Annotated in this window: 22 protein-coding genes; 4 read left to right on the top strand and 18 right to left on the bottom strand. The window is 62.7% G+C overall.

Translation table 11 applies throughout. The features are described 5' to 3' along the window. Positions 1-237 precede the first annotated feature (237 nt). From gltB to hemE, 3 genes are all read left to right on the top strand, one after another. Positions 238-4,683, top strand: coding sequence for a glutamate synthase large subunit (gene gltB / locus FRT59_RS15100; RefSeq protein WP_034117348.1), 4,446 nt, complete (start codon positions 238-240; stop codon positions 4,681-4,683). Positions 4,684-4,715: 32 nt separating this feature from the next. Further along, positions 4,716-6,134, top strand: coding sequence for an FAD-dependent oxidoreductase (locus FRT59_RS15095; protein WP_003187920.1), 1,419 nt, complete (start codon positions 4,716-4,718; stop codon positions 6,132-6,134). 243 nt (positions 6,135-6,377) lie between these two features. Further along, positions 6,378-7,445, top strand: a complete 1,068-nt coding sequence (gene hemE, locus FRT59_RS15090) for a uroporphyrinogen decarboxylase (RefSeq protein ID WP_153871574.1) — start codon at positions 6,378-6,380, stop codon at positions 7,443-7,445. 119 nt (positions 7,446-7,564) lie between these two features. On the opposite strand, the gene FRT59_RS15085 is transcribed toward hemE, so the two are convergent. Next, positions 7,565-8,839: an MFS transporter gene (locus FRT59_RS15085; protein ID WP_034117350.1), complete on the bottom strand. Its 1,275-nt coding sequence runs from the start codon at positions 8,837-8,839 to the stop codon at positions 7,565-7,567. A 124-nt stretch (positions 8,840-8,963) separates the two neighbouring features. Between FRT59_RS15085 and FRT59_RS15080 the strand changes: the two genes are divergently transcribed. Next, positions 8,964-9,857, top strand: a complete 894-nt coding sequence (locus FRT59_RS15080) for a LysR family transcriptional regulator (protein ID WP_153871573.1) — start codon at positions 8,964-8,966, stop codon at positions 9,855-9,857. Between the two features lie 122 nt (positions 9,858-9,979). On the opposite strand, the gene FRT59_RS15075 is transcribed toward FRT59_RS15080, so the two are convergent. The 17 genes from FRT59_RS15075 to FRT59_RS14995 are packed head-to-tail and all read right to left on the bottom strand — an operon-like array spanning position 9,980 to position 25,538. Further along, positions 9,980-10,375 (bottom strand): hypothetical protein, encoded by a 396-nt coding sequence (locus FRT59_RS15075; RefSeq protein WP_034117352.1) that lies wholly within the window; start codon positions 10,373-10,375, stop codon positions 9,980-9,982. A gap of 25 nt (positions 10,376-10,400) precedes the next feature. After that, on the bottom strand, positions 10,401-11,627 hold the full coding sequence (locus tag FRT59_RS15070; protein WP_153838687.1) for a beta-ketoacyl-ACP synthase: 1,227 nt from the start codon (positions 11,625-11,627) through the stop codon (positions 10,401-10,403). Beyond that, the gene (fabG, locus tag FRT59_RS15065; RefSeq protein ID WP_153871572.1) at positions 11,627-12,355 is read right to left on the bottom strand and encodes a 3-oxoacyl-ACP reductase FabG; all 729 of its coding nucleotides are present in this window, start codon (positions 12,353-12,355) and stop codon (positions 11,627-11,629) included. Before fabG ends, FRT59_RS15070 begins: the two co-directional genes overlap by 1 nt. Then, positions 12,352-12,813, bottom strand: a complete 462-nt coding sequence (locus FRT59_RS15060; protein WP_153838689.1) for a hotdog family protein — start codon at positions 12,811-12,813, stop codon at positions 12,352-12,354. The genes fabG and FRT59_RS15060 overlap by 4 nt, the downstream gene beginning before the upstream one ends. Next, a complete protein-coding gene (locus tag FRT59_RS15055) occupies positions 12,810-13,976 on the bottom strand; it encodes a beta-ketoacyl-[acyl-carrier-protein] synthase family protein (protein WP_153871571.1) in 1,167 nt (388 codons plus the stop codon). Before FRT59_RS15055 ends, FRT59_RS15060 begins: the two co-directional genes overlap by 4 nt. Then, the gene (locus FRT59_RS15050) at positions 13,973-14,455 is read right to left on the bottom strand and encodes a hypothetical protein (protein ID WP_034117357.1); all 483 of its coding nucleotides are present in this window, start codon (positions 14,453-14,455) and stop codon (positions 13,973-13,975) included. Before FRT59_RS15050 ends, FRT59_RS15055 begins: the two co-directional genes overlap by 4 nt. Continuing rightward, a complete protein-coding gene (locus FRT59_RS15045) occupies positions 14,452-15,201 on the bottom strand; it encodes a class I SAM-dependent methyltransferase (RefSeq protein WP_153838691.1) in 750 nt (249 codons plus the stop codon). Before FRT59_RS15045 ends, FRT59_RS15050 begins: the two co-directional genes overlap by 4 nt. Further along, a complete protein-coding gene (locus FRT59_RS15040) occupies positions 15,198-16,445 on the bottom strand; it encodes an NAD(P)/FAD-dependent oxidoreductase (RefSeq protein ID WP_198809698.1) in 1,248 nt (415 codons plus the stop codon). The genes FRT59_RS15045 and FRT59_RS15040 overlap by 4 nt, the downstream gene beginning before the upstream one ends. A gap of 33 nt (positions 16,446-16,478) precedes the next feature. Next, positions 16,479-18,809, bottom strand: a complete 2,331-nt coding sequence (locus tag FRT59_RS15035; protein ID WP_153871570.1) for an MMPL family transporter — start codon at positions 18,807-18,809, stop codon at positions 16,479-16,481. Continuing rightward, positions 18,781-19,476 (bottom strand): outer membrane lipoprotein carrier protein LolA, encoded by a 696-nt coding sequence (locus FRT59_RS15030; protein WP_153871569.1) that lies wholly within the window; start codon positions 19,474-19,476, stop codon positions 18,781-18,783. The genes FRT59_RS15035 and FRT59_RS15030 overlap by 29 nt, the downstream gene beginning before the upstream one ends. Beyond that, entirely contained in the window at positions 19,470-19,898 is a 429-nt protein-coding gene (locus FRT59_RS15025) for an acyl-CoA thioesterase (RefSeq protein ID WP_034117362.1), read from the bottom strand. The genes FRT59_RS15030 and FRT59_RS15025 overlap by 7 nt, the downstream gene beginning before the upstream one ends. Next, entirely contained in the window at positions 19,891-21,432 is a 1,542-nt protein-coding gene (locus FRT59_RS15020; protein ID WP_153871568.1) for an HAL/PAL/TAL family ammonia-lyase, read from the bottom strand. Before FRT59_RS15020 ends, FRT59_RS15025 begins: the two co-directional genes overlap by 8 nt. Further along, positions 21,416-22,351 carry a lysophospholipid acyltransferase family protein gene (locus tag FRT59_RS15015; RefSeq protein WP_153871567.1) on the bottom strand — a complete coding sequence of 312 codons (936 nt, stop codon included), beginning with the start codon at positions 22,349-22,351 and terminating at the stop codon, positions 21,416-21,418. The genes FRT59_RS15020 and FRT59_RS15015 overlap by 17 nt, the downstream gene beginning before the upstream one ends. Further along, positions 22,348-23,082 carry a glycosyltransferase family 2 protein gene (locus FRT59_RS15010; RefSeq protein WP_153871566.1) on the bottom strand — a complete coding sequence of 245 codons (735 nt, stop codon included), beginning with the start codon at positions 23,080-23,082 and terminating at the stop codon, positions 22,348-22,350. The genes FRT59_RS15015 and FRT59_RS15010 overlap by 4 nt, the downstream gene beginning before the upstream one ends. Further along, positions 23,075-24,745 (bottom strand): acyl-CoA synthetase family protein, encoded by a 1,671-nt coding sequence (locus FRT59_RS15005; protein WP_153871565.1) that lies wholly within the window; start codon positions 24,743-24,745, stop codon positions 23,075-23,077. Before FRT59_RS15005 ends, FRT59_RS15010 begins: the two co-directional genes overlap by 8 nt. Next, positions 24,742-25,287, bottom strand: coding sequence for a COG4648 family protein (locus FRT59_RS15000; RefSeq protein ID WP_034117367.1), 546 nt, complete (start codon positions 25,285-25,287; stop codon positions 24,742-24,744). Before FRT59_RS15000 ends, FRT59_RS15005 begins: the two co-directional genes overlap by 4 nt. After that, positions 25,284-25,538, bottom strand: coding sequence for an acyl carrier protein (locus FRT59_RS14995; RefSeq protein ID WP_034117368.1), 255 nt, complete (start codon positions 25,536-25,538; stop codon positions 25,284-25,286). Before FRT59_RS14995 ends, FRT59_RS15000 begins: the two co-directional genes overlap by 4 nt.

The following is a 25,538-nucleotide window of genomic DNA, read 5'->3' as shown; positions in this document are numbered from 1 at the left end:
CGTAGCGGTCAGAATTAAAAAAGTTTTGACTAGCACAGCATATCGCTTTAAACCTTTCATAAATGCGACATAGATTTGCGACATTTCGTCGCTAAATTTGTGAGCGTCTGTGTCGGTGTGTACAATGACCTCCCTTTTGCCCCCGCTAAGCCGGCGTACGTTCGGCGTGGAAGGTAACCGGTTGAATTGAAAAGAAATTTGCCTCGATATAAGAGGCAGCCTGGTGAGAAAGTGTCTATGAAAGCAGGTCTGTACCAACCCGATGAATTCAAGGATAACTGCGGTTTCGGCCTGATAGCCCACATGCAGGGCGAACCCAGTCATACCCTTCTGCAAACGGCCATCGAGGCCCTGACCTGCATGACCCACCGCGGTGGGATCAACGCCGACGGCAAGACCGGTGACGGTTGTGGCTTGCTGATTCAAAAGCCTGACCAGTTCCTGCGCGCTGTCGCCAAAGAGCATTTTGCGGCCGACCTGCCCAAGCAGTACGCCGTGGGCATGGTGTTCTTCAACCAAGACCCGGTAAAAGCCGAAGCCGCTCGCGAGAACATGAACCGCGAGATCGTCGCCGCCGGCCTGCAACTGGTGGGCTGGCGCAAAGTGCCAATCGACACCAGCGTACTCGGCCGCCTGGCCTTGGAGCGCTTGCCGCAGATCGAACAAGTGTTCATCGCAGGCGACGGCCTGAGCGACCAGGACATGGCGATCAAGCTGTTCACCTCCCGTCGCCGTTCGTCGGTGTCCAACGCCGCCGACACCGACCACTACATCTGCAGCTTTTCCCACAAGACCATCATTTATAAAGGCCTGATGATGCCGGCGGACCTCACCGCCTTCTATCCAGACCTGAGCGATGAGCGCCTGCAAACCGCGATCTGCGTGTTCCACCAGCGCTTTTCCACCAATACCTTGCCGAAATGGCCGCTGGCCCAGCCATTCCGCTTTCTCGCCCACAACGGCGAGATCAACACCATCACCGGCAACCGTAACTGGGCCGTGGCCCGTCGTACCAAGTTCGCCAACGATCTGATGGACCTGGAAGAACTCGGCCCGCTGGTCAACCGCGTGGGTTCCGACTCCTCCAGCATGGACAACATGCTCGAACTGATGGTCACCGGCGGCATCGACCTGTTCCGTGGCGTGCGCATGATCATTCCGCCAGCGTGGCAGAACGTCGAAACCATGGACCCGGACCTGCGGGCGTTCTACGAATACAACTCGATGCACATGGAGCCGTGGGACGGCCCGGCCGGCGTGGTTATGACCGATGGTCGCTACGCGGTGTGCCTGCTCGACCGTAACGGTCTGCGCCCGGCGCGTTGGGTCACCACCACCAACGGTTTTATCACCCTGGCGTCGGAAATCGGCGTGTGGAACTACAAGCCGGAAGACGTGATCGCCAAGGGCCGCGTCGGCCCTGGCCAGATTTTGGCCGTGGACACCGAAACCGGGCAGATCCTCGACACCGACGCCATCGACAACCGTTTGAAGTCCCGTCACCCATACAAGCAATGGCTGCGCAAGAATGCCCTGCGCATCCAGGCGACCATGGAAGACAACGACCACGGTTCGGCTTTCTACGACGTCGACCAACTCAAGCAGTACATGAAGATGTACCAGGTCACGTTCGAAGAGCGCGACCAGGTGCTGCGTCCGCTCGGCGAGCAAGGCTACGAGGCGGTCGGCTCCATGGGCGACGACACGCCGATGGCCGTGCTGTCCCAGCGCGTGCGTACGCCGTACGACTATTTCCGCCAGCAGTTCGCCCAGGTCACCAACCCGCCGATCGACCCGCTGCGTGAAGCCATCGTGATGTCTCTGGAAGTGTGCCTCGGTGCCGAGCGCAACATATTCCAGGAGTCGCCTGAGCATGCGTCCCGCGTGATCCTCAGCTCGCCGGTCATCTCTCCGGCCAAGTGGCGCTCACTGATGACCCTGGAGCGTCCAGGCTTCGACCGTCAGATCATCGACCTGAACTACGACGAGAGCCTCGGCCTTGAAGCTGCTGTGCGTAACGTCGCCGACCAGGCCGAAGAAGCCGTGCGCGCCGGTCGTACCCAGATCGTGCTGACCGACCGCCATATCGCGCCGGGCAAGCTGCCTATCCATGCTTCGCTGGCCACGGGTGCGGTGCACCACCGCCTGACTGAAAAGGGCCTGCGTTGCGACTCCAACATCCTTGTCGAGACCGCTACCGCCCGTGACCCGCATCATTTTGCGGTGCTGATCGGCTTTGGCGCTTCGGCTGTTTATCCGTTCCTCGCGTACGAAGTGCTGGGTGACCTGATCCGTACCGGTGAAGTCCTGGGCGATCTCTATGAGGTGTTCAAGAACTACCGCAAAGGCATCACCAAGGGCCTGTTGAAGATCCTGTCGAAGATGGGTATCTCCACTGTCACCTCGTACCGTGGTGCCCAGCTGTTCGAAGCCATCGGCCTGTCGGAAGAAGTCTGCGAGATGAGCTTCCGTGGTGTGCCAAGCCGCATCAAGGGCGCCCGTTTCGTCGACATCGAAGCCGAACAGAAAGCCCTGGCCGCCGAAGCCTGGAGTGCGCGCAAGCCGATCCAGCAAGGCGGCTTGCTCAAGTTCGTGCACGGTGGCGAATACCACGCCTACAACCCGGATGTGGTCAGCACCCTGCAAGCCGCCGTGCAGCAGGGCGACTACGCCAAGTTCAAGGAATACACGAGCCTGGTGGATAACCGCCCGGTGTCGATGATCCGCGACCTGTTCAAGGTCAAGACCCTGGACACGCCGATGGACATCGCCGAAGTCGAGCCGCTGGAGTCAATCCTCAAGCGCTTTGACTCCGCCGGTATTTCCCTGGGTGCCTTGTCCCCCGAGGCCCACGAAGCCCTGGCCGAAGCCATGAACCGTCTGGGTGCGCGTTCCAACTCCGGCGAAGGCGGTGAAGACCCGGCGCGCTACGGCACCATCAAGAGCTCGAAAATCAAGCAAGTGGCAACCGGCCGTTTCGGGGTCACCCCGGAATACCTGGTCAACGCAGAAGTGCTGCAGATCAAAGTTGCCCAAGGCGCCAAGCCCGGTGAAGGCGGCCAGTTGCCAGGCGGCAAGGTCAATGGCCTGATTGCCAAGCTGCGTTATGCAGTGCCGGGTGTGACCCTGATTTCGCCACCGCCGCACCACGACATCTACTCGATTGAAGACTTGTCGCAGCTGATCTTCGACCTGAAGCAGGTTAACCCGCAGGCCCTGGTCTCGGTGAAACTGGTAGCGGAAGCCGGTGTAGGCACCATCGCCGCTGGCGTGGCCAAGGCCTATGCCGACCTGATCACCATCTCCGGCTACGACGGTGGTACCGGCGCATCGCCGCTGACCTCGATCAAGTACGCCGGTGCACCGTGGGAACTCGGCCTGGCCGAAACCCACCAGACCCTGCGCGGCAACGACCTGCGCGGCAAAGTGCGGGTGCAGACCGACGGCGGCCTGAAAACCGGCCTCGATGTGATCAAGGCCGCGATCCTCGGCGCCGAGAGCTTTGGCTTCGGCACCGCGCCGATGATCGCCCTGGGCTGCAAGTACCTGCGCATCTGCCATTTGAACAACTGCGCCACTGGCGTTGCGACTCAAAACGAGAAGCTGCGTAAGGATCACTACATCGGCACCGTCGACATGGTGGTGAACTTCTTCACCTATGTCGCCGAAGAGACCCGTGAGTGGCTGGCCAAGCTGGGTGTGCGTTCGCTGGAAGAGCTGATCGGGCGTACCGATCTGCTGGATATCCTCGAAGGCCAGACCGCCAAGCAACAGCATCTGGACCTGACACCGCTGTTGGGCAGCGACCATATCCCGGCAGACAAGCCACAGTTCTGCCAGGTCGACCGCAACCCGCCGTTCGACAAAGGCCTGCTGGCCGAGAAGATGGTCGAGATGGCCGGTTCCTCGATCAACGACGCCAGCGGTGGCGAATTTACCCTGGATATCTGCAACTGCGACCGTTCCATCGGCGCACGCATCTCCGGCGAAATCGCACGCAAGCACGGCAACCAGGGCATGGCGAAAGCGCCGATCACTTTCCGCTTCAAGGGCACCGCAGGCCAAAGCTTCGGCGTATGGAACGCCGGCGGCCTGCACATGTACCTGGAAGGCGACGCCAACGACTACGTGGGCAAGGGCATGACCGGCGGCAAGCTGGTGATCGTTGCGCCTAAAGGCAGCGTCTACAAGAGCCAGGACAGTGCCATCATCGGCAACACCTGCTTGTACGGCGCCACCGGTGGCAAGCTGTTCGCCGCCGGGACCGCCGGTGAGCGTTTCGCTGTGCGTAACTCCGGTGCCCACACCGTGGTGGAAGGCACGGGCGATCACTGCTGCGAGTACATGACCGGAGGCTTTGTCGCGGTACTGGGCAAGACCGGTTACAACTTCGGTTCGGGCATGACCGGCGGTTTCGCCTACGTGCTCGACCAGGACAACACCTTCGTCGACAAGGTCAACCACGAGTTGGTCGAGATCCAGCGGATCAGCGGTGAAGCCATGGAGTCCTACCGGAACCACTTGCAGCACGTGCTGGACGAGTACGTCGAGGAAACCGGCAGCGAATGGGGTCGTAACCTCGCCGAGAACCTCGATGATTACCTGCGTCGTTTCTGGCTGGTCAAGCCCAAGGCTGCCAACCTGAAATCGTTGCTTTCCAGCATCCGTGCCAACCCGCAGTGATATGCGCCTGAACAGTTTGATGAGGTTTTAACATGGCTGAACGTCTGAATAACGACTTCCAGTTCATCGATGTCGGGCGCAAAGATCCGAAGAAGAAACTGTTGCGTCAACGCAAGAAAGAGTTCGTGGAGATCTACGAACCCTTCAAACCCCAGCACTCGGCCGACCAGGCCCACCGCTGCCTGGGGTGCGGTAACCCGTATTGCGAATGGAAGTGCCCGGTGCACAACTTCATTCCCAACTGGCTCAAGCTGGTGGCCGAGGGCAACATCCTCGCCGCCGCCGAGTTGTCGCACCAGACCAACACCCTGCCGGAAGTCTGCGGCCGGGTGTGCCCACAGGACCGTCTGTGCGAGGGTGCCTGCACCCTCAACGACGGTTTCGGCGCGGTGACCATCGGCTCGGTGGAGAAGTACATCACCGACACTGCGTTCGCCATGGGTTGGCGCCCGGACATGTCCAAGGTCAAACCGACCGGCAAGCGCGTCGCGATCATCGGCGCCGGCCCGGCTGGCCTGGGTTGTGCCGACGTATTGGTGCGGGGTGGCGTGACCCCGGTGGTGTTCGACAAGAACCCTGAAATCGGTGGCCTGCTGACCTTCGGCATTCCCGAGTTCAAGCTGGAAAAAACCGTACTGAGTCACCGTCGTGAAGTCTTCACCGGCATGGGTATCGAGTTCCGTCTCAATACCGAAATCGGCAAGGACATCACCATGGAGCAACTGCTCGCCGAATACGATGCGGTATTCATGGGCATGGGCACCTACACCTACATGAAGGGCGGCTTTGCCGGCGAGGACCTGCCGGGCGTATACGACGCGCTCGACTTCCTGATCGCCAACGTCAACCGCAACCTGGGCTTTGAAAAGTCGCCGGAAGATTTCGTCGACATGAAGGGCAAGAAGGTCGTGGTACTGGGCGGTGGCGACACGGCGATGGACTGCAACCGTACGTCAATTCGCCAGGGCGCCAAGTCGGTGACCTGTGCGTATCGTCGTGACGAAGCCAACATGCCCGGCTCGCGCAAAGAGGTGAAGAACGCCAAGGAAGAAGGCGTGAAATTCCTCTACAACCGCCAGCCGATTGCCATCGTTGGTGAAGACCGTGTCGAAGGCGTGAAGGTGGTCGAGACGCGTCTCGGCGAACCGGATGCCCGTGGCCGTCGCAGCCCCGAGCCGATCCCGGGCTCCGAAGAGATCATCCCGGCTGACGCCGTGGTCATCGCTTTCGGTTTCCGCCCAAGTCCGGCGCCGTGGTTCGAGCAGTTCGAAATCCAGACCGACAGCCAGGGCCGTGTCGTGGCCCCGGAACAAGGCCAGTACAAGCACCAGACCAGCAACCCGAAAATCTTCGCCGGTGGCGATATGGTGCGCGGGTCTGACCTGGTAGTGACGGCGATCTTCGAAGGCCGCAACGCGGCCGAAGGGATCCTGGATTACCTGCAAGTCTGACCCTCATCCCGAGTTGGAATGGGATCAAAATGTGGGAGGGGGCTTGCCCCCGATAGCGGTGGTTCAGTGACAGATACTGAGACTGACACACCGCAATCGGGGGCAAGCCCCCTCCCACATTTGTTTTGTGCTGTGTTCAAGCTACCGCGACAAATTGACCCGATAGACAAAAGGCACGGCGCATTCCGTGCCTTTTGCGTCTGGCTCTGAGAAAATGCCCGCACTTTTTTTGCGGATGCCGACATGACTGCCCTCAAGAACGACCGTTTCCTTCGTGCCCTGCTCAAGCAACCTGTAGACGTCACCCCCGTGTGGATGATGCGTCAAGCCGGTCGCTACCTGCCGGAATACCGCGCCAGTCGCGCCAATGCCGGCGACTTCATGAGCCTGTGCATGAACCCGGAGTTCGCCTGCGAAGTCACGATGCAGCCGCTGGACCGCTACCCACAACTGGACGCGGCCATCCTCTTCTCCGACATCCTCACCATCCCCGACGCCATGGGCCAAGGCCTGTACTTCGAGACCGGCGAAGGCCCGCGCTTCAAGAAAGTCGTCAGCACCCTGGCCGATATCGAAGCCCTGCCGATTCCTGATCCGCACAAAGACCTTGGCTATGTGATGGATGCGGTCAGCACCATTCGCCGCGAGCTCAATGGCCGCGTGCCGTTGATCGGCTTCTCCGGCAGCCCGTGGACCCTCGCCACCTACATGGTCGAAGGCGGCTCGTCGAAAGACTTCCGCAAGACCAAGGCCATGCTCTACGACAACCCGCAAGCCATGCACCTGCTGCTGGACAAGCTGGCGCAGTCGGTTACCTCGTACCTCAACGGCCAGATCATGGCCGGTGCGCAAGCGGTGCAGATCTTCGACACCTGGGGCGGCAACCTGTCGGCGGCGGCCTACCAGGAATTCTCCCTGGCCTACATGCGCAAGATCGTCAGCGGCCTGATCCGCGAACACGAAGGCCGCAAAGTCCCCGTCATCATGTTCACCAAGGGCGGCGGCCTGTGGCTGGAAAGCATCGCCGACGCCGGTGCCGATGCACTGGGCCTGGACTGGACCTGCGATATCGGCGAAGCCCGCCGTCGCGTTGGTAACCAGGTCGCGCTGCAAGGCAACATGGACCCGACCGTGCTCTACGCCAAGCCGGAAGCGATCCGCTCCGAAGTCGGCCGTATCCTCGCCAGCTATGGCAAGGGCACCGGGCATGTGTTCAACCTTGGCCATGGCATCACGCCGGAGGTGAACCCGGAGCATGCTGGGGCGTTCCTTCGTGCAGTGCACGAACTGTCCGCGCAGTACCACGAGTAAAACGCAAAAAATGTGGGAGGGGGCTTGCTCCCGATAGCGGTGTGTCAGTCTCAGTATCCTTAACTGAACCACCGCCATCGGGAGCAAGCCCCCTCCCACATTTTAAAAACCGGAGAGCCTCAGGCCCTCGCTCGGCCCAACGGCGGCAACTTCGCCAGCTTCAGCGCCACCAGCAACGCACCCATCAACAGCGCGACGATAAACCCGCCAATCCCGTTCCACCCGGCAAAGTGCCAGAAGAACCCGCCCGCCGTACCGGCAATGCTCGACCCCACGTAATAGCAGAACAGATACAGCGACGACGCTTGTCCCTTGGCCTTGACCGCGCGACGGCCGATCCAACTGCTGGCCACCGAATGCGCGCCGAAGAAGCCGAAAGTGAACACCAGCATGCCCGGCACTACCAGCCACAGCGGCGTGAACAGCGTCAGTAACATCCCCGATAGCATCAAGACGATAGTGCCCCACAGCACACGACGGCGGCCAAGGCGGTCGGCCAACGAGCCTATTTTCGCCGAGCTGTAGATACCCGACAGGTACACCAGCGACAGCAGGCCCACCACTGCCTGGCTCAGCTCATACGGTGAGGCCAGCAGGCGATAGCCGATGTAGTTGAACATCGTCACGAAGGCGCCCATCAGCAGGAATGCTTCAAGGAACAGCCACGGCAGGCCCGCATCCTTGAAGTGCATGACAAAGCCATCCACCAGGCTGCGCGGCTTGAGGCTGCTGGCGCGGAAGTTGCGCGATTCGGGGAGGATCTTCCAGAACACCGTGGCGGCGATCAGGGCCAGGGCGCCGATGATCAGCATTGCGGTGTGCCAGCTGACGAAGTCGATCAACACGCCGATGATCAGGCGCCCGCTCATGCCGCCAATCGCGTTACCGCCAATGTACAGGCCCATGGCCAGGCCGATGTGCTGCGGGTGGATCTCTTCGCTGAGGTAGGTCATCGCCACGGCGGCCAGGCCGCTCAGGGACAGGCCCACCAGCGCCCGCATCAGCAGAATCCCCTCCCAGGTCGGCATCAGACCGCTGGCGATGGTGGCCAGCGCCGCACAGAACAACGCGGCGACCATCACTGGCTTGCGCCCCAGCCTGTCGGATATCGGCCCGGTGATCAGCAAGCCGCAGGCGAGCATCGCGGTCGCAACCGAAAGAATCAGGCTGCTTTGCGCCGCATTGATGGAAAACTCGTGGGACAGCGCCGGCATCATCGGCTGCACGCAATACAACAGGGCAAAGGTGGCAAACCCGCCGGAGAACAGCGCCAGCACCGTGCGCATGAACATCGGCGTGCCTTTTTCGATGTACTCGTCATTAAGCTGCGCCACCACCTCATCGAGGGCTGAGGGCGGGGTGTGTTGGGCAAGTGGAGCAACAGCAGGATTCACGGGGGACCTCGGGGAGGAAAGTCTGCCAGGACTGACAATACGAAAAAGAATATAGCTGGCTAATGATTCTTTCCAATATATTGTTCGACCTGTTTGATAGGTTCTACGACCTAATGAGGTGTACATGGAATTACGTCACCTGCGGTACTTCATCGCCGTCGCTGAAGAACTGCACTTTGGCCGCGCCGCGCAGGTGCTGGGCATCTCACAACCGCCCTTGAGCCAGCAGATCCAGGCACTGGAGCAAGAGGTGGGCGCGCGGTTATTTGAGCGTACCAATCGTCGGGTCGAGCTGAGCGAGGCCGGGCGCCTGTTCCTGCAAGAGGCGCGGCTGGTGCTGGCCCAGGTCGACAAGGCGGCGGATGTGGCGCGCAGGGCGCAGTTGGGCGAACTCGGCGAACTGAAGATCGGCTTCACATCTTCCGCGCCGTTCAATTCCAGTATTCCCCAGGCGATCTTTGCGTTTCGCCAGGCTTTCCCGGCGGTGCACCTCAACCTGCAAGAGATGAGCAGCACCCAGGTGGCTGAGTCGCTGGTGGATGAGTCGATCCAGGTCGGGCTGATGCGGCCTTTGCCGTTGCCTGATTCGCTGAGCGTGATCGAGCTGATGCGCGAGCCCCTGGTTGCCGTATTGAGCGCCGGCCATCCGTTGGTGGAAGGCAGCGAGCGCGGCCTGCACCTGGCGCAGTTGGCGCAGGAGCCTTTTGTATTTTTCCCGCGCACCTACGGCAGCGGTTTATATGCCCAATTGCTCAACCTGGCCCGCGACGCCGGGTTCAGCCCGCATTTTGCCCAGGAAGCGGGGGAGGCGATGACCATCATTGGCCTGGTGGCGGCAGGGTTGGGGGTATCGGTACTGCCGGCGTCTTACCAGCGCATCCGCATCGATGGGGTGGTCTATCGCACCTTGCTGGACCCGGAGGCGATGACAGCGGTGTGGCTGGTACAGCGAAAGGGCGTGCAAACGCCGATGGCTAAGGGGTTTGTGGAGTTGTTGACGCACAGGGCATCTGAATAACGCCCTTGAGAACATGGCATATCTCATGTGGGAGGGGGCTTGCTCCCGATAGCAGTGTGTCAGTCTCAGCATCTCTAACTGAACCACCGCTATCGGGAGCAAGCCCCCTCCCACATTTGGCCTTACTGTATTCCAGCCGAGCGCAACCCCGCCAAAATATCCCGGTCCAGCATGCTCACCCAGCGGTTGTAGTTGCGATGGATCTTGCCGTCCTTGTAGCCCAGGTCGCGGCTGTCGCGGTAGGTGATGGCGTAGCTGTTGCGGCTGTAGCGGATGTCGATTGCGGCGTAGAACTGGCCGCGCACGGTGATCTCGGCCTGCACCAGTTGCGGGCTCAGGCGTTGCACCGTCCACTCGCGTTTCTGCAAGGCGGCGACGATCACCTGTTTCATTTTTTCTTCGCTGACCTGGCTCGTGGCCGGCAACTCATGTTGGGTGTTGAGCACCGGTTTGTTGGTGCAGCCGGCGGTGGTCAGCAAGGCCAGGGTGATCAGGGTAGCGCGTAGCAAGGAAGACATTCCGTTTTCTCCAATCGATTTAATGTCAGGACCAGCGGCGGAAGATCAGCGAAGTGTTGACGCCGCCAAAGGCAAAGTTGTTGTTCATCACGTAGTCGTGGTGCATCTGGCGAAAGCCCCCTTGCAGGTAATCCAGTTCGCCGCATTGCGGGTCGACAGAATCCAGGTTGAAGGTGTGCACGTATTGGTCACGGTTCATCATCTCGATGCTGAACCACGACTCCAGAGCGCCGCAGGCACCCAGGGTGTGGCCGAGGAAGCTCTTCTGCGAGCTGATCGGCATGCGGCTGCCGAACAGGCTGCTGGTGGCCAGGGTTTCGGCGATGTCGCCCTGGTCGGTGGCAGTACCATGGCCGTTCACGTAGCCGATGGCAGACGGCTCAAGGCCTGCATCTTCCAGGGCCAACTCCATGGCACGGCGCATGGTTTTCTGTTCCGGGCGGGTGGTGTGCTGGCCGTCGGCGTTGCTGCCGAAACCGACCAGCTCAGCGTGGATATGCGCACCCCTTGCCAGGGCATGTTCCAGTTCTTCGAGCACCAGCATGCCGCCGCCTTCACCGATCACCAGGCCATCGCGGCCGCAGTCGTAGGGGCGTGGGCTGGTTTGTGGGGCATCGTTTTTCAGGCTGGTGGCGTAGAGCGCATCGAACACCATGGCTTCAGTGGGGCACAGTTCTTCGGCGCCGCCAGCGAGCATCAACGGCAAGCGCCCGAACTTGATTGCCTCGTAGGCGTAACCGATACCCTGACTGCCGCTGGTGCAGGCGCTGGAGGTGGGGATCAAACGCCCGGTCAGGCCAAAGAAGATGCTGATATTCGCCGCCGTGGTGTGGGGCATCATGCGTACATAGGAGTTGGCGTTGAGCCCCTCGGCCACCGAGTTGAGCAGCATGTTGCCGAACGCCTTGATCTCATCGGTGCTGCCGGTGGACGAGCCACAGGCCACGCCCATGCGTCCGTCCTTGATCGACTCGTCGCCGAGCAGGCCGGCGTCCTGCAACGCCTGTTCCGCCGCCCACACCGCCAGGCGCGAGACGCGGCCCATGCTGCGCAGTTGCTTGCGCGTCCAGTGCGAGGGCACGACGAAGTCGTCGATGGGCCCGGCCAGGCGCGTGTTCAGTTCGGTGAAGCGATCCCACTCATCCATGCGCCGGATGCCGCTGCGGTTGGCGCGAAAGTTGGCGGCGATGGTCTCCCAGTCGCTGCCCAGGGAGGTCATGCCGGCCATGCCGGTGACGACGACGCGCTTCATCAGCACAAGCCTCCGTTCACAGCCAGCACCTGGCGCGTGATATAGCCGGCTTCGGCCGACATCAGGAAATTCACCGCGCCGGCAACTTCTTCCGGCGTACCCATGCGCTGCGCCGGGATCATTTTCATCAACTCTTCTACCGGTACGTTTTCATCCAGCATCGCCGTGTCGATCAGGCCAGGCGCCACGCAGTTGACGGTGATCTTGCGCTTGCCCAGTTCGATCGCCAACGCCTTGGCTGCGCCGATCAAGCCAGCCTTGGAGGCGCTGTAGTTGACCTGGCCACGGTTGCCGATCAACCCCGAAACCGAAGTGATACACACAATGCGCCCAGCGGCGCGTCGGCGAATCATCGGCATCATCACCGGGTGCAGCACGTTGTAGAAACCGTCGAGGTTGGTACGCATCACCACGTCCCAGTCGTCTTCCGACAAGGCTGGGAATGCGCCATCGCGGGTCAGGCCGGCATTTAGAACCACGCCGTAATAGGCGCCATATTCCTCCACATCAGCCTCCAGGATGGCCTTGCAACTGGCGCGGTCGCAAACGTCGAATTGCAGCACCCGCGCCTTGCGCCCCAGGGCCTCGATCTCGACCTGCACCGCGTCGGCTTCAGCCCGGCCACTGCGGCAATGCAGCACGATGTCATGGCCGGCCTGGGCCAGGCGCAGGGCAATGGCGCGGCCGATGCCACGGCTGGAGCCAGTGACCAGTACGGATTCAGTCATGGCGTTTCGTCCTTCGATTCATCTAAATAGTTGGCCGCCTGGGGCGGTCGAAATACGTTCAAGCGGGCGCTGGCCTGGATGCCGTCGCCGGTGAGGTGGCATTCGAACACACCCATGCCGTTGTCGTCTTCCAGGGAGCGCAGGCCGTGGATATTCAGCTCGACGCCAGCGGGAAAGTGCTCCACGTTGCATTCGAATTTACGCGTGCCCAACAGGAAACCCAGTTCCACCGCCTGGCCTCGCTGGCGCGCACGGCAACCGGCATAAGCGGCGACGCTTTGCGCCATCAATTCCAGACCGACCCAGGCCGGCAGGCTACCGTCAGGGCGGTTGAACAGGCCGCCGGGCTTGACGGTGACGCGGGTTCGGATCTGCTCTTCATCGAACGACAGCACCTGGTCGATCAGGATCATGTCGCCCGCATGGGGCAGTAGTTCGGCAAGTGGCCAATTGATCATGGGGCCTCTGCGATTATCAGGCTGACGTTGTTACCGCCGAAGGCAAACGAGTTGCTCATCAGGCACGGCTTTTTCAGGGTGTCGCCGCTGCGCGTCCACTGCAAGGCCGGCAGCGCCGGGTCGGCGTGGCCGTCCCATACATGGGGTGGCAGCAAGCCGTGGGTCAGGCTAAGCCAGCAGAACGCCGCTTCCAAGGCACCGGCGGCACCAAGGGTGTGGCCGGTCATGGACTTGGTCGACGAACAGGCGACGCCGCCTTGGAACAGGCTGGCGACCGCCAGGCTTTCCATGGCGTCGTTGTGTTGGGTGGCGGTGCCGTGCAGGTTCAGGTAGCCGATCTGCTCGGGCACCAGTTTCGCGCTGGCCAGGGCCTTGCGCATCGCCTGCAGCGCGCCTTTGCCACTGGGCTCGGGCGCGGAGATATGGTGCGCGTCACAACTGGCGCCGCTGCCCAGCAAGGCAATGGGTGCCGGCTCGCGGCTCATCAAGAACAGCACCGCCGCTTCACCGATATTGATGCCGTTGCGGTTCACCGAGAACGGATTGCAGCGCTCGCTGGATACCGCCTCCAGTGAAGTAAAACCGTTGAGTGTCAGCTTGCACAGGCTGTCGACGCCACCACAGATCACCGCATCGCACACCCCCAGGTCCAACAGGCGCTGGGCACTCATCAGCGCACGTGCGCTGGACGTGCAGGCGGTGGAAATTACATAGGCCGGGCCGCTCAATTGCAGCCAGTCGGCGAGGAAGTTAGCCGGGGCGCTGAGTTCCTGTTGCTGGTAGTCGTAGTCGCCGGGGAACTGCTTGTCGCGCAGGTAGTGGGCAATGCCACGGCTGGCTTCGTCGATGCCTGAAGTGCTGGTGCCGAGCACAATGCCGACCCGGCCAGGGCCATGGATTTGGATTGCCTGGCGGATCTCATCTTCGATCTGCAACGCCGCTTCCAGCAGCAACTGGTTATTGCGGCTGCTCTGCTCACGCAATTGCTCCGGCAGGGGCACCAGTTCGCCGTGCACGGCTGCCACTGGCACCACGCGCTCCGGCACCCAACCGCTTTCGGCGCGCATACCTGAGCAGTCGCCGGCAAACAGGTGGCGGCTGACTTCGGCCTGGCCGCGGCCAAGGGCGCAGATCACACCGAGGGCATTCAGGTAAGCGGTCATCGGCCTGCCCCCAGCGGGGTGATGCGATAACGCAATGGCTGGCCCGCCAGGTTTACGCTGAATACTTCGGAGGACTGATAGACGATCTGCCAATGGCCCGGTAGCGTGCGCGTCAGGTCCATCGCCTGGGCGTTCGGGTACAGCGCCGGCACCTCACCGGCCGAGGTCAGGGCAAACAACAGTGCGGCAAACAGCTCGCGAGCCTGGGGATTGGGCGGCAGCAAACCGTCGGCCTGCCATTGCCCATCGAGCAGTTTCTGCCGGGCCAGGGGAATGCCCAATGGGTCCATCATCGACCAGCGAATCGCGTTGCCTTCGCGCTGGATCACCAGCAGCCAGTCCTGGCTCTGGCCGTCCGCCAGTCGCTGCACATGCAGTTGCATCGGCAAGGCCAGGGCCGGGTTTTTTTCTGGCAGCGGCGCCTGGCTGGCGCAGGCGCTCAGCAGCAACAGGCAACCTATCAGCAGCAGGCGAATCATGAGGCTGCGCTCTCCAGCGGTTTACGCGCCACGCAGTTGACCAGGGTTTCCTCACGCTGGCCCACTGGCGGCGCCTTGCGCAGGCCCCAGCGTTCCAGCAGGCCGAAGTCGCTGGAGCGGCTCCACCACAGGTACGGGTACGAGACATTCTGCGAGTCGAATTCAAAGCCCTGCTCGTGGAGCATCTCCAGGTACTGTTCGGCGCTTTTCTGCACATGCATCGGGTGACGGAACAGCCAGCGAATCACCCAGGTGTCGATATAGGCTTCGGTGGATTCGGCAAACAGTAAATAACCTCCGGGTTTGAGTACCCGATAAAACTCCTTGAGCGCGCGATGTTGCTCGACCAGATGGTGGAAGGTCTGGTGGCAGAACAGGATATCGACGCTGGCGTCCGGCACATCAAGGGTGGCGCAGTCACTGCCGATCAGCTCGACGGCCAGGCCCTGGCGCGCCGCTTCTGCGCGGCTCAGTTCCAGGCTGTGGGGGTCGGCATCCAGGCCGATCAGGCGTGAGGGCGCAAACGCCTGGTGCAGCAGTTGGAAGGATTTGCCCTGGCCGCAACCGGCGTCCAGCAACACCGGCGCCACCGGCAGTGGCTCGCTGAACAGGCTGCGCAAGTCATTGATCGCCACGCGCAACACGTGATGTTGCCAGGTGTGGCTGCGCAGGAACCAGAAGCCGAACCTGGTTTCTTCGACGTAATTTTTACTCAGGTAGCTTTTTTCAACGGCAGGGCTGCTCATACCACTTCACTCGCACAAATATCCGACAACATTCGCAACCGCCGTTTCGGCTCGCTGACAAACGGGTTGCGCTCATCCCAGGCGTAACCGGCCAGGATCGAACTGATCATGCGGCGGATCTCCGGTGAGCTGCCAGGATGGAAAATCACATCCTGGAACGTGCCGGCGTACCAGCCTTCGACGTAGCAGCGGAAGGTGTCGACACCGCGCTTCAAGGGCTCGGCGAATTCGCTTTGCCAGTCGACGGTTTCGCCGTTGAGCTGACGATGCAGAACGGCGGCGGCCATGCTCGCCGAGCGCATGGCGATGGTCACGCCCGAAGAGAACACCGGGTCGAGGAATTCCGCCGCGTTGCCCAGCAGCGCAAAGCCCGGGCCGTGCAGGGTTTTGACGTTGGCCGCGTAGCCGCCGATGCTGCGCGCCGGGGTGTCCCACACGGCATTTTTGAGCACGCCGGCCAGGCTTGGGGTTTCATCGATGAAGCTGCGCAGGCAGGCGTCGAGGTCGCTGTTGCAGCCGTCGAAATGCTCCTTGGCCGCCACCACGCCCACCGAGCAACGGCCGTTACTGAACGGGATGGTCCAGAACCAGATATCGCGCTGGGTCGGGTGAGTCGTTACCAGGATCTTGGTGCGGTCAAAGCCTGGGTGTTCGATGCGGTCTTCGACGTGGGTAAACACGGCCTGGCGCAGCGGGAAGTTCGACGGCGCCTCAAGGTCCAGCAGGCGCGGCAGCACACGGCCATAACCGCTGGCATCCAGCACGAATTTGGCCTTGATGTGGTACGCGCTGCCATTCTCCCGACGCACATGCAGGTAGCGGCACTCGCCGGAGAAATCCACCCCGGCAATGGTCTGGCCATAGCGAATTTCCACGCCTTGCGACGCCGCCTGATCGGCCAGCAACTTATCGAACTCGCCGCGCTGCACTTGGAAGGTGGTGGGCTTGCCGTTGCTGAACGTGTCGCCAAAATCAAATGCACTGTAGCGCTCGCCCCAGGCGAATGCAGCGCCGGTTTTTACCTGGAAGCCTGCCGCTTGTACGGCGTCGAGCATGCCGGCTTCTTCGATAAAATCGATGCAGTGCGACAGCAGGCTTTCGCCAATCGAGAAGCGTGGGAAATGCTCGCGCTCGATGATCAATACATCATGCCCTTTGCGCTTTAGCAGCGCGGCCGCGATGGCACCGGAAGGCCCGGCACCGATCACCACCACCTGGCGACGTTCCATTTCAACTATAGGCACGAGGGCTCCTTGCCGCATGGGCGATAATCACATTCATAAGGCGTGCTTCTGTTGGCCGGCCCAGGGCGCCAGCATAAAGCTGAACGCCAGGCCCAGGCTGACCGACAAGCCGAAATTACTCACCGCCGGTGTACTGGACACCGCCAGCAGACCGAACGACAGCCAGGTCGTCAGCGCCGCCAGCAGCGTACCCAACAGGCTGACGGCAGGGCCGCCGATCTGCTCGCGCATCAAAATCGCGTAGTCAACACTGATGGCCGTCACCAGCAACAGGCCAAACAGGCTGAACAAGGTCAGCGGCTGGCCCAGCCAACCGAGGCTGGCCAGGCTGCATAGTGCGGCCAGCAGCGGCAGGGCGACGATACGCAAGGCGCCGCCAAAGCCGAAGGGCGCAATCAGCAACAGCACGATCAGCACGCAAGACATCAACTTCAACTCGGCGGCGCTGATTTGCGTGTCGGCAAACACCCGGTTCAAGTCACCCAGGCGGTCGACCAATTGCACGCCGGGCAAGTCCAGGGCCTGCACCCGCAGCAGCGCCGGGTTGTTCAAGCCTTGCAGGCTGACCATGGCCGCCACGCCGCCGTCGACCGGGCCGAGCCACAGTGTGCGCCAGGGTTCGGCCAGCGGGCCTTGCAGTGCGGCGTCGATGTCGGCGGTGGGCAACGCCTGCAACTGCGCGACTTCGGCTTGCAGGGCGCTGGCGGGTACGCCGAGGTCCAGCAGCGGCTGCCAGTGTTGCGCCAGGTTGTTCAGCGCATCCCGCAGTTGTTGCTGCTCGCTGGGGAGGTTGACCAGTTGGTTGAGCGCCAGGTAACCCTGGAGCTTGTCCATGTTCACCAACTGATCCAAGCGTTTGCCCAGGTCGCCCTGGCGCTCCAGCAGTTGCTGCTGATTGTCGGCCCGTACCAGGAAAAACTGGCTGGTGGGTTGGTAGCCGGTGATGCGCGCCACGGCCTGGGCTTCCTGCAGCAATTGCGGCGGCGCGCCGATCCACTGGCGGATATCGTTTTTGCTGTTCAACTGCCACAGGCCTGCGGCGCAGAACAACAGCACCCACACCAGCAGGACTGAACTGGGTATGTGCTTGATCAGCGCCGTACGCATCTGCCACAGACGCTCGGCGATGCGCAGCGGCCATTGCGCCGGGCGCAGTTCCACACCCTTGAGCAGCGCCGGCAACAGGCACACGGCGCACAAATAAGCACCGACCAGCCCGGCGGCGGAGAACACCGCGATCTGTGTCAGTGCCGGGAACGGTGTCCAGGCCAGCGCCAGGTAGCCGATACAGCTGGTGGCCAGGCTCAGGCTCAGCCCCGGCAGGGTCAGGCGCAACGCCGGCCAACTGCGCCACGGCTGCAGGCTCCAGCTTTTCGACAGGTAGTGCAGTGGGTAATCCACCGCCACGCCGATCAGGCTGGAGCCCAGCACCAGGGTCATCACATGCATATGCCCGAACAGCGCCACACAGGCCACCGCGCCAAACAGCATGCCCACCAGCACCGGCACAAACGCCAGCAACACGCGCCAGCGCCGGAAGGCCAGCAACAGCAACAGCAGGATACCGACGGTCGCGCCGCCGCCGACCCAGGTGATTTCCCGAGTGGCCTGCTGTTGGCCGTTGGCCGCGTAGAGCAAGCCGCTGGCGGCGAGCAATTGCGCGCCGTGCTCGCTGGCTTGCTCGCGGCTGGCCTGGAGCAGATCCGCCACGTGCAGCGGCAATTTCATGTCGAAGGCATTGCCGGTGGTGCGCGCCCGCAGCAATACCCAGCGCTTGCCGTCGGCATCGGCGATCAGCGCACCGCTGCCGATGTCCAGCTGCACCGAGCCGTGTTGCGGCTGGCTGTTCTGGATGCGCCCGGTCAGGCCCAGCCAGTCGTCCTGGCTCGGCACCAGGCTGAAGCCGGTGAACGGGTCGAACAGCGCTTGCACCCGTTGCTGGATGAAGGCATCGGGTTGCTCGATCAGTTGCTCGCGGTCCTTGGCCGAAAGCATCGACAAGCGCCCGCGCAGCAGTTGCTCACGCAGCGCCGGCAAGTCAGCTTGCAGGTTCCACTGCACCTTTTCAAACAGGCCGCTGGCCTGCCAACGTTCGCCCAATTGCTGCGCCACAGCCACGGCTTGCTGGCGGTCGGCGTGCCCCACCAGCACCAGCAATTCTCGGTTGAGCGGTTCCTGCATGCGCTGTTCGGCTTGCTGTTCCAGGGCGTTCGGTGTACTGCCCGGCACCAGCTCCATCAGGTTGGCCGACAACGGCGCGCCATGGCGCCACTGCCAGCCGGCCAGGGCCAGCACGGCCACCAGCAGGATCAGGAACAGCCGTGGCAGCAAACGCTCACTGGGCAAAGTCGTGTTGCTCCGCATCGCTCAAGGGCTGGCTTGCCGTGCTGTCCTGCATGCGCAGCACGGTGCTGTCGCCTTGGGTTTCCAGCAGTTCGATGGTTTGCACAAGCTCGCCGCCGTCGATATTGATCTGGGTGAACACTTGCTTGAGCAGCAGCGAGCGCGGGATCAGCGTGAGTTTCCACTGCTGGGCCTGGCCTTGCAGTTGCAGGTCGAAGTCACGCTGCAAGCCGCTGCTGTCACCCTGGAGTACGGCGAGGAACAGGCGATTCTGCTCGGCACCGGCGCTCTTGTTCGGCAGCGGTTGCCAGCCGTTGGCGTCACGCCGGGCGATGCCCTGGGCGCTGATGCGGTAGTCCTGTTGCAGCGGAGTTTTCAACAGCCACAGCAGGCCGTGGTCCTTGGCGAGCACGAAGGTGCCTTTGCTGACCAACGGCTGGGGCAGGGCACGCAGGTGTTTTTCCTGGGTGAAGTTGCCGTGGATCACTGAGGGTTTGGCCAGTTGGTCGCTGAGCTGTTGCAAATCAAACGCCTGCGCCAAGCCTGGGAAACTCAACAACAGGGTGAGCACAATCCCTGTGGGAGCGGGCTTGCTCGCGAAGGACTTAAGGACGCCGCGCAGTATCAGGCGAACCGCGTTATCGTTGACGATCTTCGCGAGCAAGCCCGCTCCCACAGGGGTCAGCATTTCAAAGCCCTTTCTACGGCGTCGGTGAATATCTTGGGGGAGGCCAACTGCATCTCGCGGCTGGCGATTTCCACCGCTACTTGCACGGTGCTGGCGCGGGTCAGGCGCTCGCCGCTGGCAAGGTCAGTGATCAGGTAGTTCACCTTCAAACGGTTCTCCCACTCCACCAGGCTGGCGCGCACATTAAGGGTTTGGCCAAAGGTAGCGCCACGCACATAGCGTAGCTGCATGTCGATCACCGGCCAGGCGTAGCCGGACTCGAGCATTGCCGTGTAGTTATGGCCAATCTTGTCCAGCAACGCACAGCGCGCCACTTCCAGGTACTTCACGTAATGCCCGTGCCACACCACGTTCATGGTGTCGATATCGAAAAACGGCACGAGGATTTCAGTGTCGCTGTGCAATACGCCGGGGCTACGCATGCAGCCTCCAGTGTTGCGCGGCGATGCGTTGCAGGCACAGGCGCAGTTCGCCTTCCAGGGCACGGTCTTCGATGACGGGCGGGAAGTCCTGGGCCAGTTCTGCGTGCATCGCGGCCAATGCCGGTGGCAGCGGCCGTGCATCCTCGGCCTGGGCGCGCAGCCACACACCTTGGTTGGCGGCGAGCAGGGTAGCGGCGGCCACCTGTTCGGTCAGCTCCAGCACACGGATCGCATCGCGAGCGGCAATGGTGCCCATGCTCACCTTGTCCTGGTTGTGGCACTCGGTGGAGCGCGAAAACACGCTGGCCGGCATGGTGTTTTTCAGGGCTTCGGCGGTCCAGGCACTGGTGCCGATCTGCACCGCCTTGAAGCCGTGGTTGATCATCGCGCGGTCGGCCGGGGCGCCCGACAGGTTGCTCGGCAGGCCGTGGTTGTAACGCACGTCCACCAGCAGCGCGAGCTGGCGGTCGAGCAGGTCGGCAACGTTGGCTACCAGAGTCTTGAGGCTGTCCATGGCGAAGGCGATATGTCCGCCGTAGAAGTGCCCGCCGTGCAGCACGCGTTCTTCCTCTGCGTCGATGATCGGGTTGTCATTGGCACTGTTGAGCTCGATCTCGATAAACGAACGCAGCCAGTTCAGGCTGTCAGCCAGCACACCGAGTACGTGGGGTGCACAGCGCAGCGAATAGCGATCCTGCAGGCGATGCAGCGGCGCGGTGGGTGCATCAATCGCCAGGTCGTTGCGCAGCCATGCGGCGACCTGCATCTGCCCCGGGTGTGGCTTGGCGGCGAACAGGCGCTCGTCGAAGTGCTCCGGGTTGCCTTGCAGCGCCACCACATTGAGCGCGGTGATGCGCGTGGCCAGGTGCAGCAGGTAGTCGGCGCGGGCGAAGGCCAGGCAGGCAATGCCAGTCATCACTGCAGTGCCGTTCATCAACGCCAGGGCTTCTTTGGGGCGCAGTACCAGCGGTTCCCAACCCAGTTCGCGGTGCACATCGGCCGCCTGGCGACGTTCGCCACGGAACAGCACTTCGCGCTCGCCGGACAAGGTCGCCGCCACATAGGACAACGGCGTCAGATCACCGCTGGCGCCCACCGAACCTTCCTCCGGGATCAGCGGCAGTACGTCGTGTTCGAGGAACCCATGCAGGCGCTCCAGCAGCTCCACACGCACACCAGACACGCCGTGGCACAGCGACTGCAAACGCGCCGCCAGCACCGCTCGGGTCGCCTGGGCATCCAGCAACTTGCCCAACCCGCACCCGTGAAAGGTGTACAGGTGACGCGGCAGCGCCTCGACGTGCTCCAGCGGCACCGCCACCACGCAGGAGTCGCCGTAGCCGGTGGTCACGCCGTAGATCACGCCTTCCTTGTCCAGCAGCGAGTCGAGGAACTGCGCGCCCTTGGCAATGCGCTGGCGATAGGCCACGTCATCCTGCAACTGCGTGGGCGCCTGACGGTTGGCCAGGGCCAGCACGTCTTCGATGCCCAAAGGGCGCTCGCCAAAGGTTACCGGCTCAAGATGCGTTGTCATCGGTCTTCCAGAAAGGGTAAAAGTTGAACCATTGTTGGGGCGCCTGCAGGCAGAACTGGCCCAGGCGTGCGGCGTAGCGTGCGGCCCACTCGGCAATGACTTGCTCGCGGGTACTGCGCTTCCATTCGATCAATGGCGCGAAAGGCTCGATGGTCAGGCGATAGCGGCCTTGGTGTTTCAGGCACATCAGCAGGTTCACCGGGCATTTGAGCAGGCCGGCCAACAGCCACGGGCCTTGGGGGAAGGCGGCATCGTGGCCGAGGAAATCCACGCGCACCCGGCGCCCGCCGTGCAGCGGTACGCGGTCGCCGGCAATCGCCAGCCACTCGCCGTCGTCCAGGCGTTGGCTGAGCAGCAGCATGGTGGCCGGGTCCAGCTCGCTGACCTGGATCAGGCGCAAATGGGTGGCCCCGGCTTCACCGAGCAGACGGTTGAAGCGCTCGGCGTGTTTGGTGTGCACCAGCACGTTCATGGTGACTTGCTCACCGATCTCTGCGAGGGCGCGGCACACTTCGAGGTTGCCCAGGTGCGCGCCCACCAGCATCTGCCCGCGCTCGCCACGCAGTTGCCCGCGCAATTGCGCCGGGTCGTTGATTTCGATCTGCTCCAGGCGCAGCTTGCCGTTCCACACGTCGAGCTTGTCCAGCAGCGAATCGGCGAAGGCCATGAACTGGCCGAAGACTTTCCTGTGGGTGGGCCTCAGCTCATCGCGCCCGCTCCATTCGGCCAGGCGCTGTTGGTATTGCCAGGCGCTGTGGCGCGCGGTGCGGCCGAACAAGAAGAAGTAGAAAACGATGCTGTACAGCAACGGGCTCAGCAGGCGACGACCGAGTACTTTTGCGGCGACCGCGGTGAATTTCATCAGCCAGAAGCTGCCGCGCTCCTCGCGGTCGGCCCAGTGCTTGGTGCTGTCGCTCATGCCTGCCACCGTCGCCACAGGATCATCGGCGCACGCACCAACATGCCGAAGAACAACCGTGTGTGCATCGCGCTGATGCGTACGTTGTCGCGGAACAAGCGAAAGTGCGACAGGCCGTCGGCCGGGTAGTGCACCTGGGTCGGTAGCCAGCGCATTGGTTGGTTGCGCCAGGCCAAGCGCACCAGGATGTCCGAGTCGAAATCCATGTGCGTGCCGATGTAGGCCGAGTCCATCAAGGCCAGGGTCGGCGCCAGCGGGTACACGCGAAAGCCGCACATCGAATCGCGAATCTGCAGTGACAGGGTGTTGATCCATACCCATACGTGGGTCAGGTAGCGCGCATACAAGCGGCCTTTGGGCACGCTGTCGTCGTACTCGGGGTAGCCGCAGATGATCGCGTTGGGGTGCCGGCGGGAAGTGTCGATAAAGGTTTCGACTTCGCGCAGGTCATGCTGGCCGTCGGCGTCCACTTGCAGGGCATGGGTGTAGCCCAGGCGCACCGCCTCACGGAAACCGGCCATGACCGCGCCGCCCTTGCCCTGGTTGCTGGGCAGGGTCAGCAGGGTGACGTTTTCCAGCGTCGCCAGTTGCGCTAACACCGCCGCGCAGGCCGGGCTGCTGCCGTCGTCGACCAGCAGGCAGGGCAGGCCAGTGTTGAGCAGGCTGCGGACCACGGCGGGTACGGCGGCTTCATGGTTGTACACCGGGATGAGTGCGCAAGGGTTATGCATGGGCGGCTTCCAGCTGTATGCGGCCACTGGAACAGGCCGCGACGCCGTTGCGGTAAGCGAAGTACAGCTTGCTGCGTTCCCGATCAAAGCGCAGGTGCAGTTCGATACGGTCGCCTGGGCGCACCAGTTGCTGAAACTTGAGTACTTCCATCCCGGCGAATGTGCCCGGCAAATCAAGCAGCTGCTGGCCGAGGTTGAACGCCCATTCCACCTGCACCACGCCCGGCAACACCGGGGTGACCGGGAAGTGCCCGCTGAAATAGGCCAGGTCCGGCGGGATGCTCAGTTGCACGGTCCATTCGCCATTGGTTTCGACCTGCTCCAAAACCTCCGGGGCTTTCGGCCGTGGCGCCAACAGCAAGGCTTCGACCGCGGCCTGGGGCAGCTTGCCCTGGCTGTTCAGCGGCAGTTGGCGCAGCAACCGCCAGCGCCGGGGCAGGGCCAGGGCTTCGCAATGTTGGCTCAGGTGCTGGCGCAGGGTTTGGGTGACTGTGCGCCGGCCCTGGTTGCGCAGGGCATGCAGGCCATCAGCGCTGAGCACCACCAAGGCACCGAGGGTGGCGCGGTTTTCCTGCACCACGCCCAGGCGCGTTTCAGCAACCCAGGGGTGAGCCATTAGGGCTTGCTCCAGCATCGGCAGGGAGATGCGTTTTTCTTCCAGCTTGACGATGCGGTCCAGGCGGCCCAGCAGCTCGAAACGGCCATCGGAATGGATGCGTGCGGCGTCGGCGGTTTGTTCCACATGACCCTCAGGCAGATAAGGCGAGGCGATGCGCAGGGCGCCGTCCGCATCCTGGCTCAGTTGCACGTCGGCGAACGGCTGCCAGGGTTGCGCGCCCTGGCGCCAGGCGATGCCGCCGGTCTCCGAGCTGCCGAGGATTTCCGTCGGCCATTGCTGCAAGCGGTCGTACAGGCTGCCGGCGGCTTCAACAGGCAACGCGCCACCGGAGGAAAACACCCGCGCCACTTGGCTCAGCGCTGGCCAGTCGAGGTTGTCGCCCATGCGCTTGAGCAGCGCCGGGCTGGCCACCCAGGCAAATTGTGCGTGCTCGCGGCTGGCGCGTTGCATGTCCTCGGGGAATGCCAGTTGCTTGCGCGCAAAAGGGCGGCCGGCGCACAGCGGCCACAGCACGCGGAACAGTAAACCGTAGATGTGCTGGGTGGCGACGCTGCCGATGATGCACGCGTCTTTGAGCTCCGCTCCCCAGAGCGCTTCCAGGGCCTGCACTTCGTTAGCCAGCTGGCGCAGGGTTTTGTCGATGCGCTTGGGTTCGCCGCTGGAGCCGGAAGTGCACAGGCTCAGTTGGCAGGTGTCGAGGTCGAGGGCGGCAGGGCTCAACGGCGCTTGATACAGCGCGTCCAGGTCGGTGGCTTCAACCAGCCAGGCATCTACGGCATCAGCCCAGCGTTGGCGGGTCTGGGGTTGCAGGTCGGCGGGCAACAGCACGCTCGCACCGGCACGCCAGGCGCCCAGCAGCGCGATCGCCAGCACCCCGGCGTCTTCCAGATGCACGGCCAGGCGTCGAATACCCCGCGCTTGCAGGCCCGCCGCCAGGCTCAGCGAGCGCTCCCACAACTGCGCGTGATTCATTTCAGGCTCGGCGGTTACCCAGCGATCTTGCAGCGGCTCAAGCAGCATGTGCTCAAGTTTCAACCCGTTCATACGCGGCCTCGAACCCTTTGTCGTACCAGCCATTCCACGGCAAACAACAAGCCCATCAGCCCGTAGGCGATCAGGCCGTTGTACAACGTCCACCAGCTCAACGGCGCCCACAGGGTGAGCGCGGCGGCGAGCAGGCCATTACAGAGAAAAAACACACTCCACACCACCGTCACCTGGCGGGTATACACCACCGCGTGGGGCGCAAGGTGTGGGTCGGTCATGCGCGCCAGGCGCTCGACCATCGGTGGGCCGTATTTCAGGCTCAGGCCGAACAGCGTCAGCATGAACGCGCTGACCAGGCTCGGGTACCAGCGCAGCCACTGCGGGTTATCGAACCAGGCCAGCAGCAGGCAGAACACGATTATTGTCGCCGCCATCCAACGGCTGCCGGGGCGCTGCGTAGCGGTCAGTGCACGCAGCAGCCACAAGCTGCCCAGTAGCAGGCCGAATTGCCACGGCGCAAAGTGCTCAGTGCCGTAATACACCGCGAAGGGGTACAGCAGCCCCGCCAACAACAGGCCAAGGCCGATCAGCCGGCTCATGCGGCGGGCTGGACCAGACGGTACACCGCCTCAACCACGTCGTTCACAGTGCGCACGGCCTTGAACTCTTCGGCGGCGATCTTCTTGCCGGTCTGGCGCTTGATATGGTCGATCAGGTCCACGGCGTCGATGCTGTCGATTTCCAGGTCCTGGTACAGGTTGGCGTCGGGGGTCACGCGCTCCGGGGGCAGTTCAAACAGTTCCACCAAGGCATCGCGCAGGGTGTTGAAAATATCGTCACGAGTTTGCAT

It is taken from the genome of Pseudomonas haemolytica (genome assembly GCF_009659625.1).
Classification (GTDB): domain Bacteria; phylum Pseudomonadota; class Gammaproteobacteria; order Pseudomonadales; family Pseudomonadaceae; genus Aquipseudomonas; species Aquipseudomonas haemolytica.
This window is presented reverse-complemented; position numbering and strand designations above follow the sequence as displayed.

Excerpts from the sequence above, each read along its gene's own strand:
- gltB (WP_034117348.1), top strand. The coding sequence starts at position 238 with ATGAAAGCAGGTCTGTACCAACCCGATGAATTCAAGGATAACTGCGGT.
- FRT59_RS15095 (WP_003187920.1), top strand. The coding sequence starts at position 4,716 with ATGGCTGAACGTCTGAATAACGACTTCCAGTTCATCGATGTCGGGCGC.
- hemE (WP_153871574.1), top strand. The coding sequence starts at position 6,378 with ATGACTGCCCTCAAGAACGACCGTTTCCTTCGTGCCCTGCTCAAGCAA.
- FRT59_RS15080 (WP_153871573.1), top strand. The coding sequence starts at position 8,964 with ATGGAATTACGTCACCTGCGGTACTTCATCGCCGTCGCTGAAGAACTG.
- FRT59_RS15075 (WP_034117352.1), bottom strand. The coding sequence starts at position 10,375 with ATGTCTTCCTTGCTACGCGCTACCCTGATCACCCTGGCCTTGCTGACC.
- FRT59_RS15070 (WP_153838687.1), bottom strand. The coding sequence starts at position 11,627 with ATGAAGCGCGTCGTCGTCACCGGCATGGCCGGCATGACCTCCCTGGGC.
- fabG (WP_153871572.1), bottom strand. The coding sequence starts at position 12,355 with ATGACTGAATCCGTACTGGTCACTGGCTCCAGCCGTGGCATCGGCCGC.
- FRT59_RS15060 (WP_153838689.1), bottom strand. The coding sequence starts at position 12,813 with ATGATCAATTGGCCACTTGCCGAACTACTGCCCCATGCGGGCGACATG.
- FRT59_RS15055 (WP_153871571.1), bottom strand. The coding sequence starts at position 13,976 with ATGACCGCTTACCTGAATGCCCTCGGTGTGATCTGCGCCCTTGGCCGC.
- FRT59_RS15050 (WP_034117357.1), bottom strand. The coding sequence starts at position 14,455 with ATGATTCGCCTGCTGCTGATAGGTTGCCTGTTGCTGCTGAGCGCCTGC.
- FRT59_RS15045 (WP_153838691.1), bottom strand. The coding sequence starts at position 15,201 with ATGAGCAGCCCTGCCGTTGAAAAAAGCTACCTGAGTAAAAATTACGTC.
- FRT59_RS15035 (WP_153871570.1), bottom strand. The coding sequence starts at position 18,809 with ATGCGGAGCAACACGACTTTGCCCAGTGAGCGTTTGCTGCCACGGCTG.
- FRT59_RS15030 (WP_153871569.1), bottom strand. The coding sequence starts at position 19,476 with ATGCTGACCCCTGTGGGAGCGGGCTTGCTCGCGAAGATCGTCAACGAT.
- FRT59_RS15025 (WP_034117362.1), bottom strand. The coding sequence starts at position 19,898 with ATGCGTAGCCCCGGCGTATTGCACAGCGACACTGAAATCCTCGTGCCG.
- FRT59_RS15020 (WP_153871568.1), bottom strand. The coding sequence starts at position 21,432 with ATGACAACGCATCTTGAGCCGGTAACCTTTGGCGAGCGCCCTTTGGGC.
- FRT59_RS15015 (WP_153871567.1), bottom strand. The coding sequence starts at position 22,351 with ATGAGCGACAGCACCAAGCACTGGGCCGACCGCGAGGAGCGCGGCAGC.
- FRT59_RS15010 (WP_153871566.1), bottom strand. The coding sequence starts at position 23,082 with ATGCATAACCCTTGCGCACTCATCCCGGTGTACAACCATGAAGCCGCC.
- FRT59_RS15005 (WP_153871565.1), bottom strand. The coding sequence starts at position 24,745 with ATGAACGGGTTGAAACTTGAGCACATGCTGCTTGAGCCGCTGCAAGAT.
- FRT59_RS15000 (WP_034117367.1), bottom strand. The coding sequence starts at position 25,287 with ATGAGCCGGCTGATCGGCCTTGGCCTGTTGTTGGCGGGGCTGCTGTAC.
- FRT59_RS14995 (WP_034117368.1), bottom strand. The coding sequence starts at position 25,538 with ATGCAAACTCGTGACGATATTTTCAACACCCTGCGCGATGCCTTGGTG.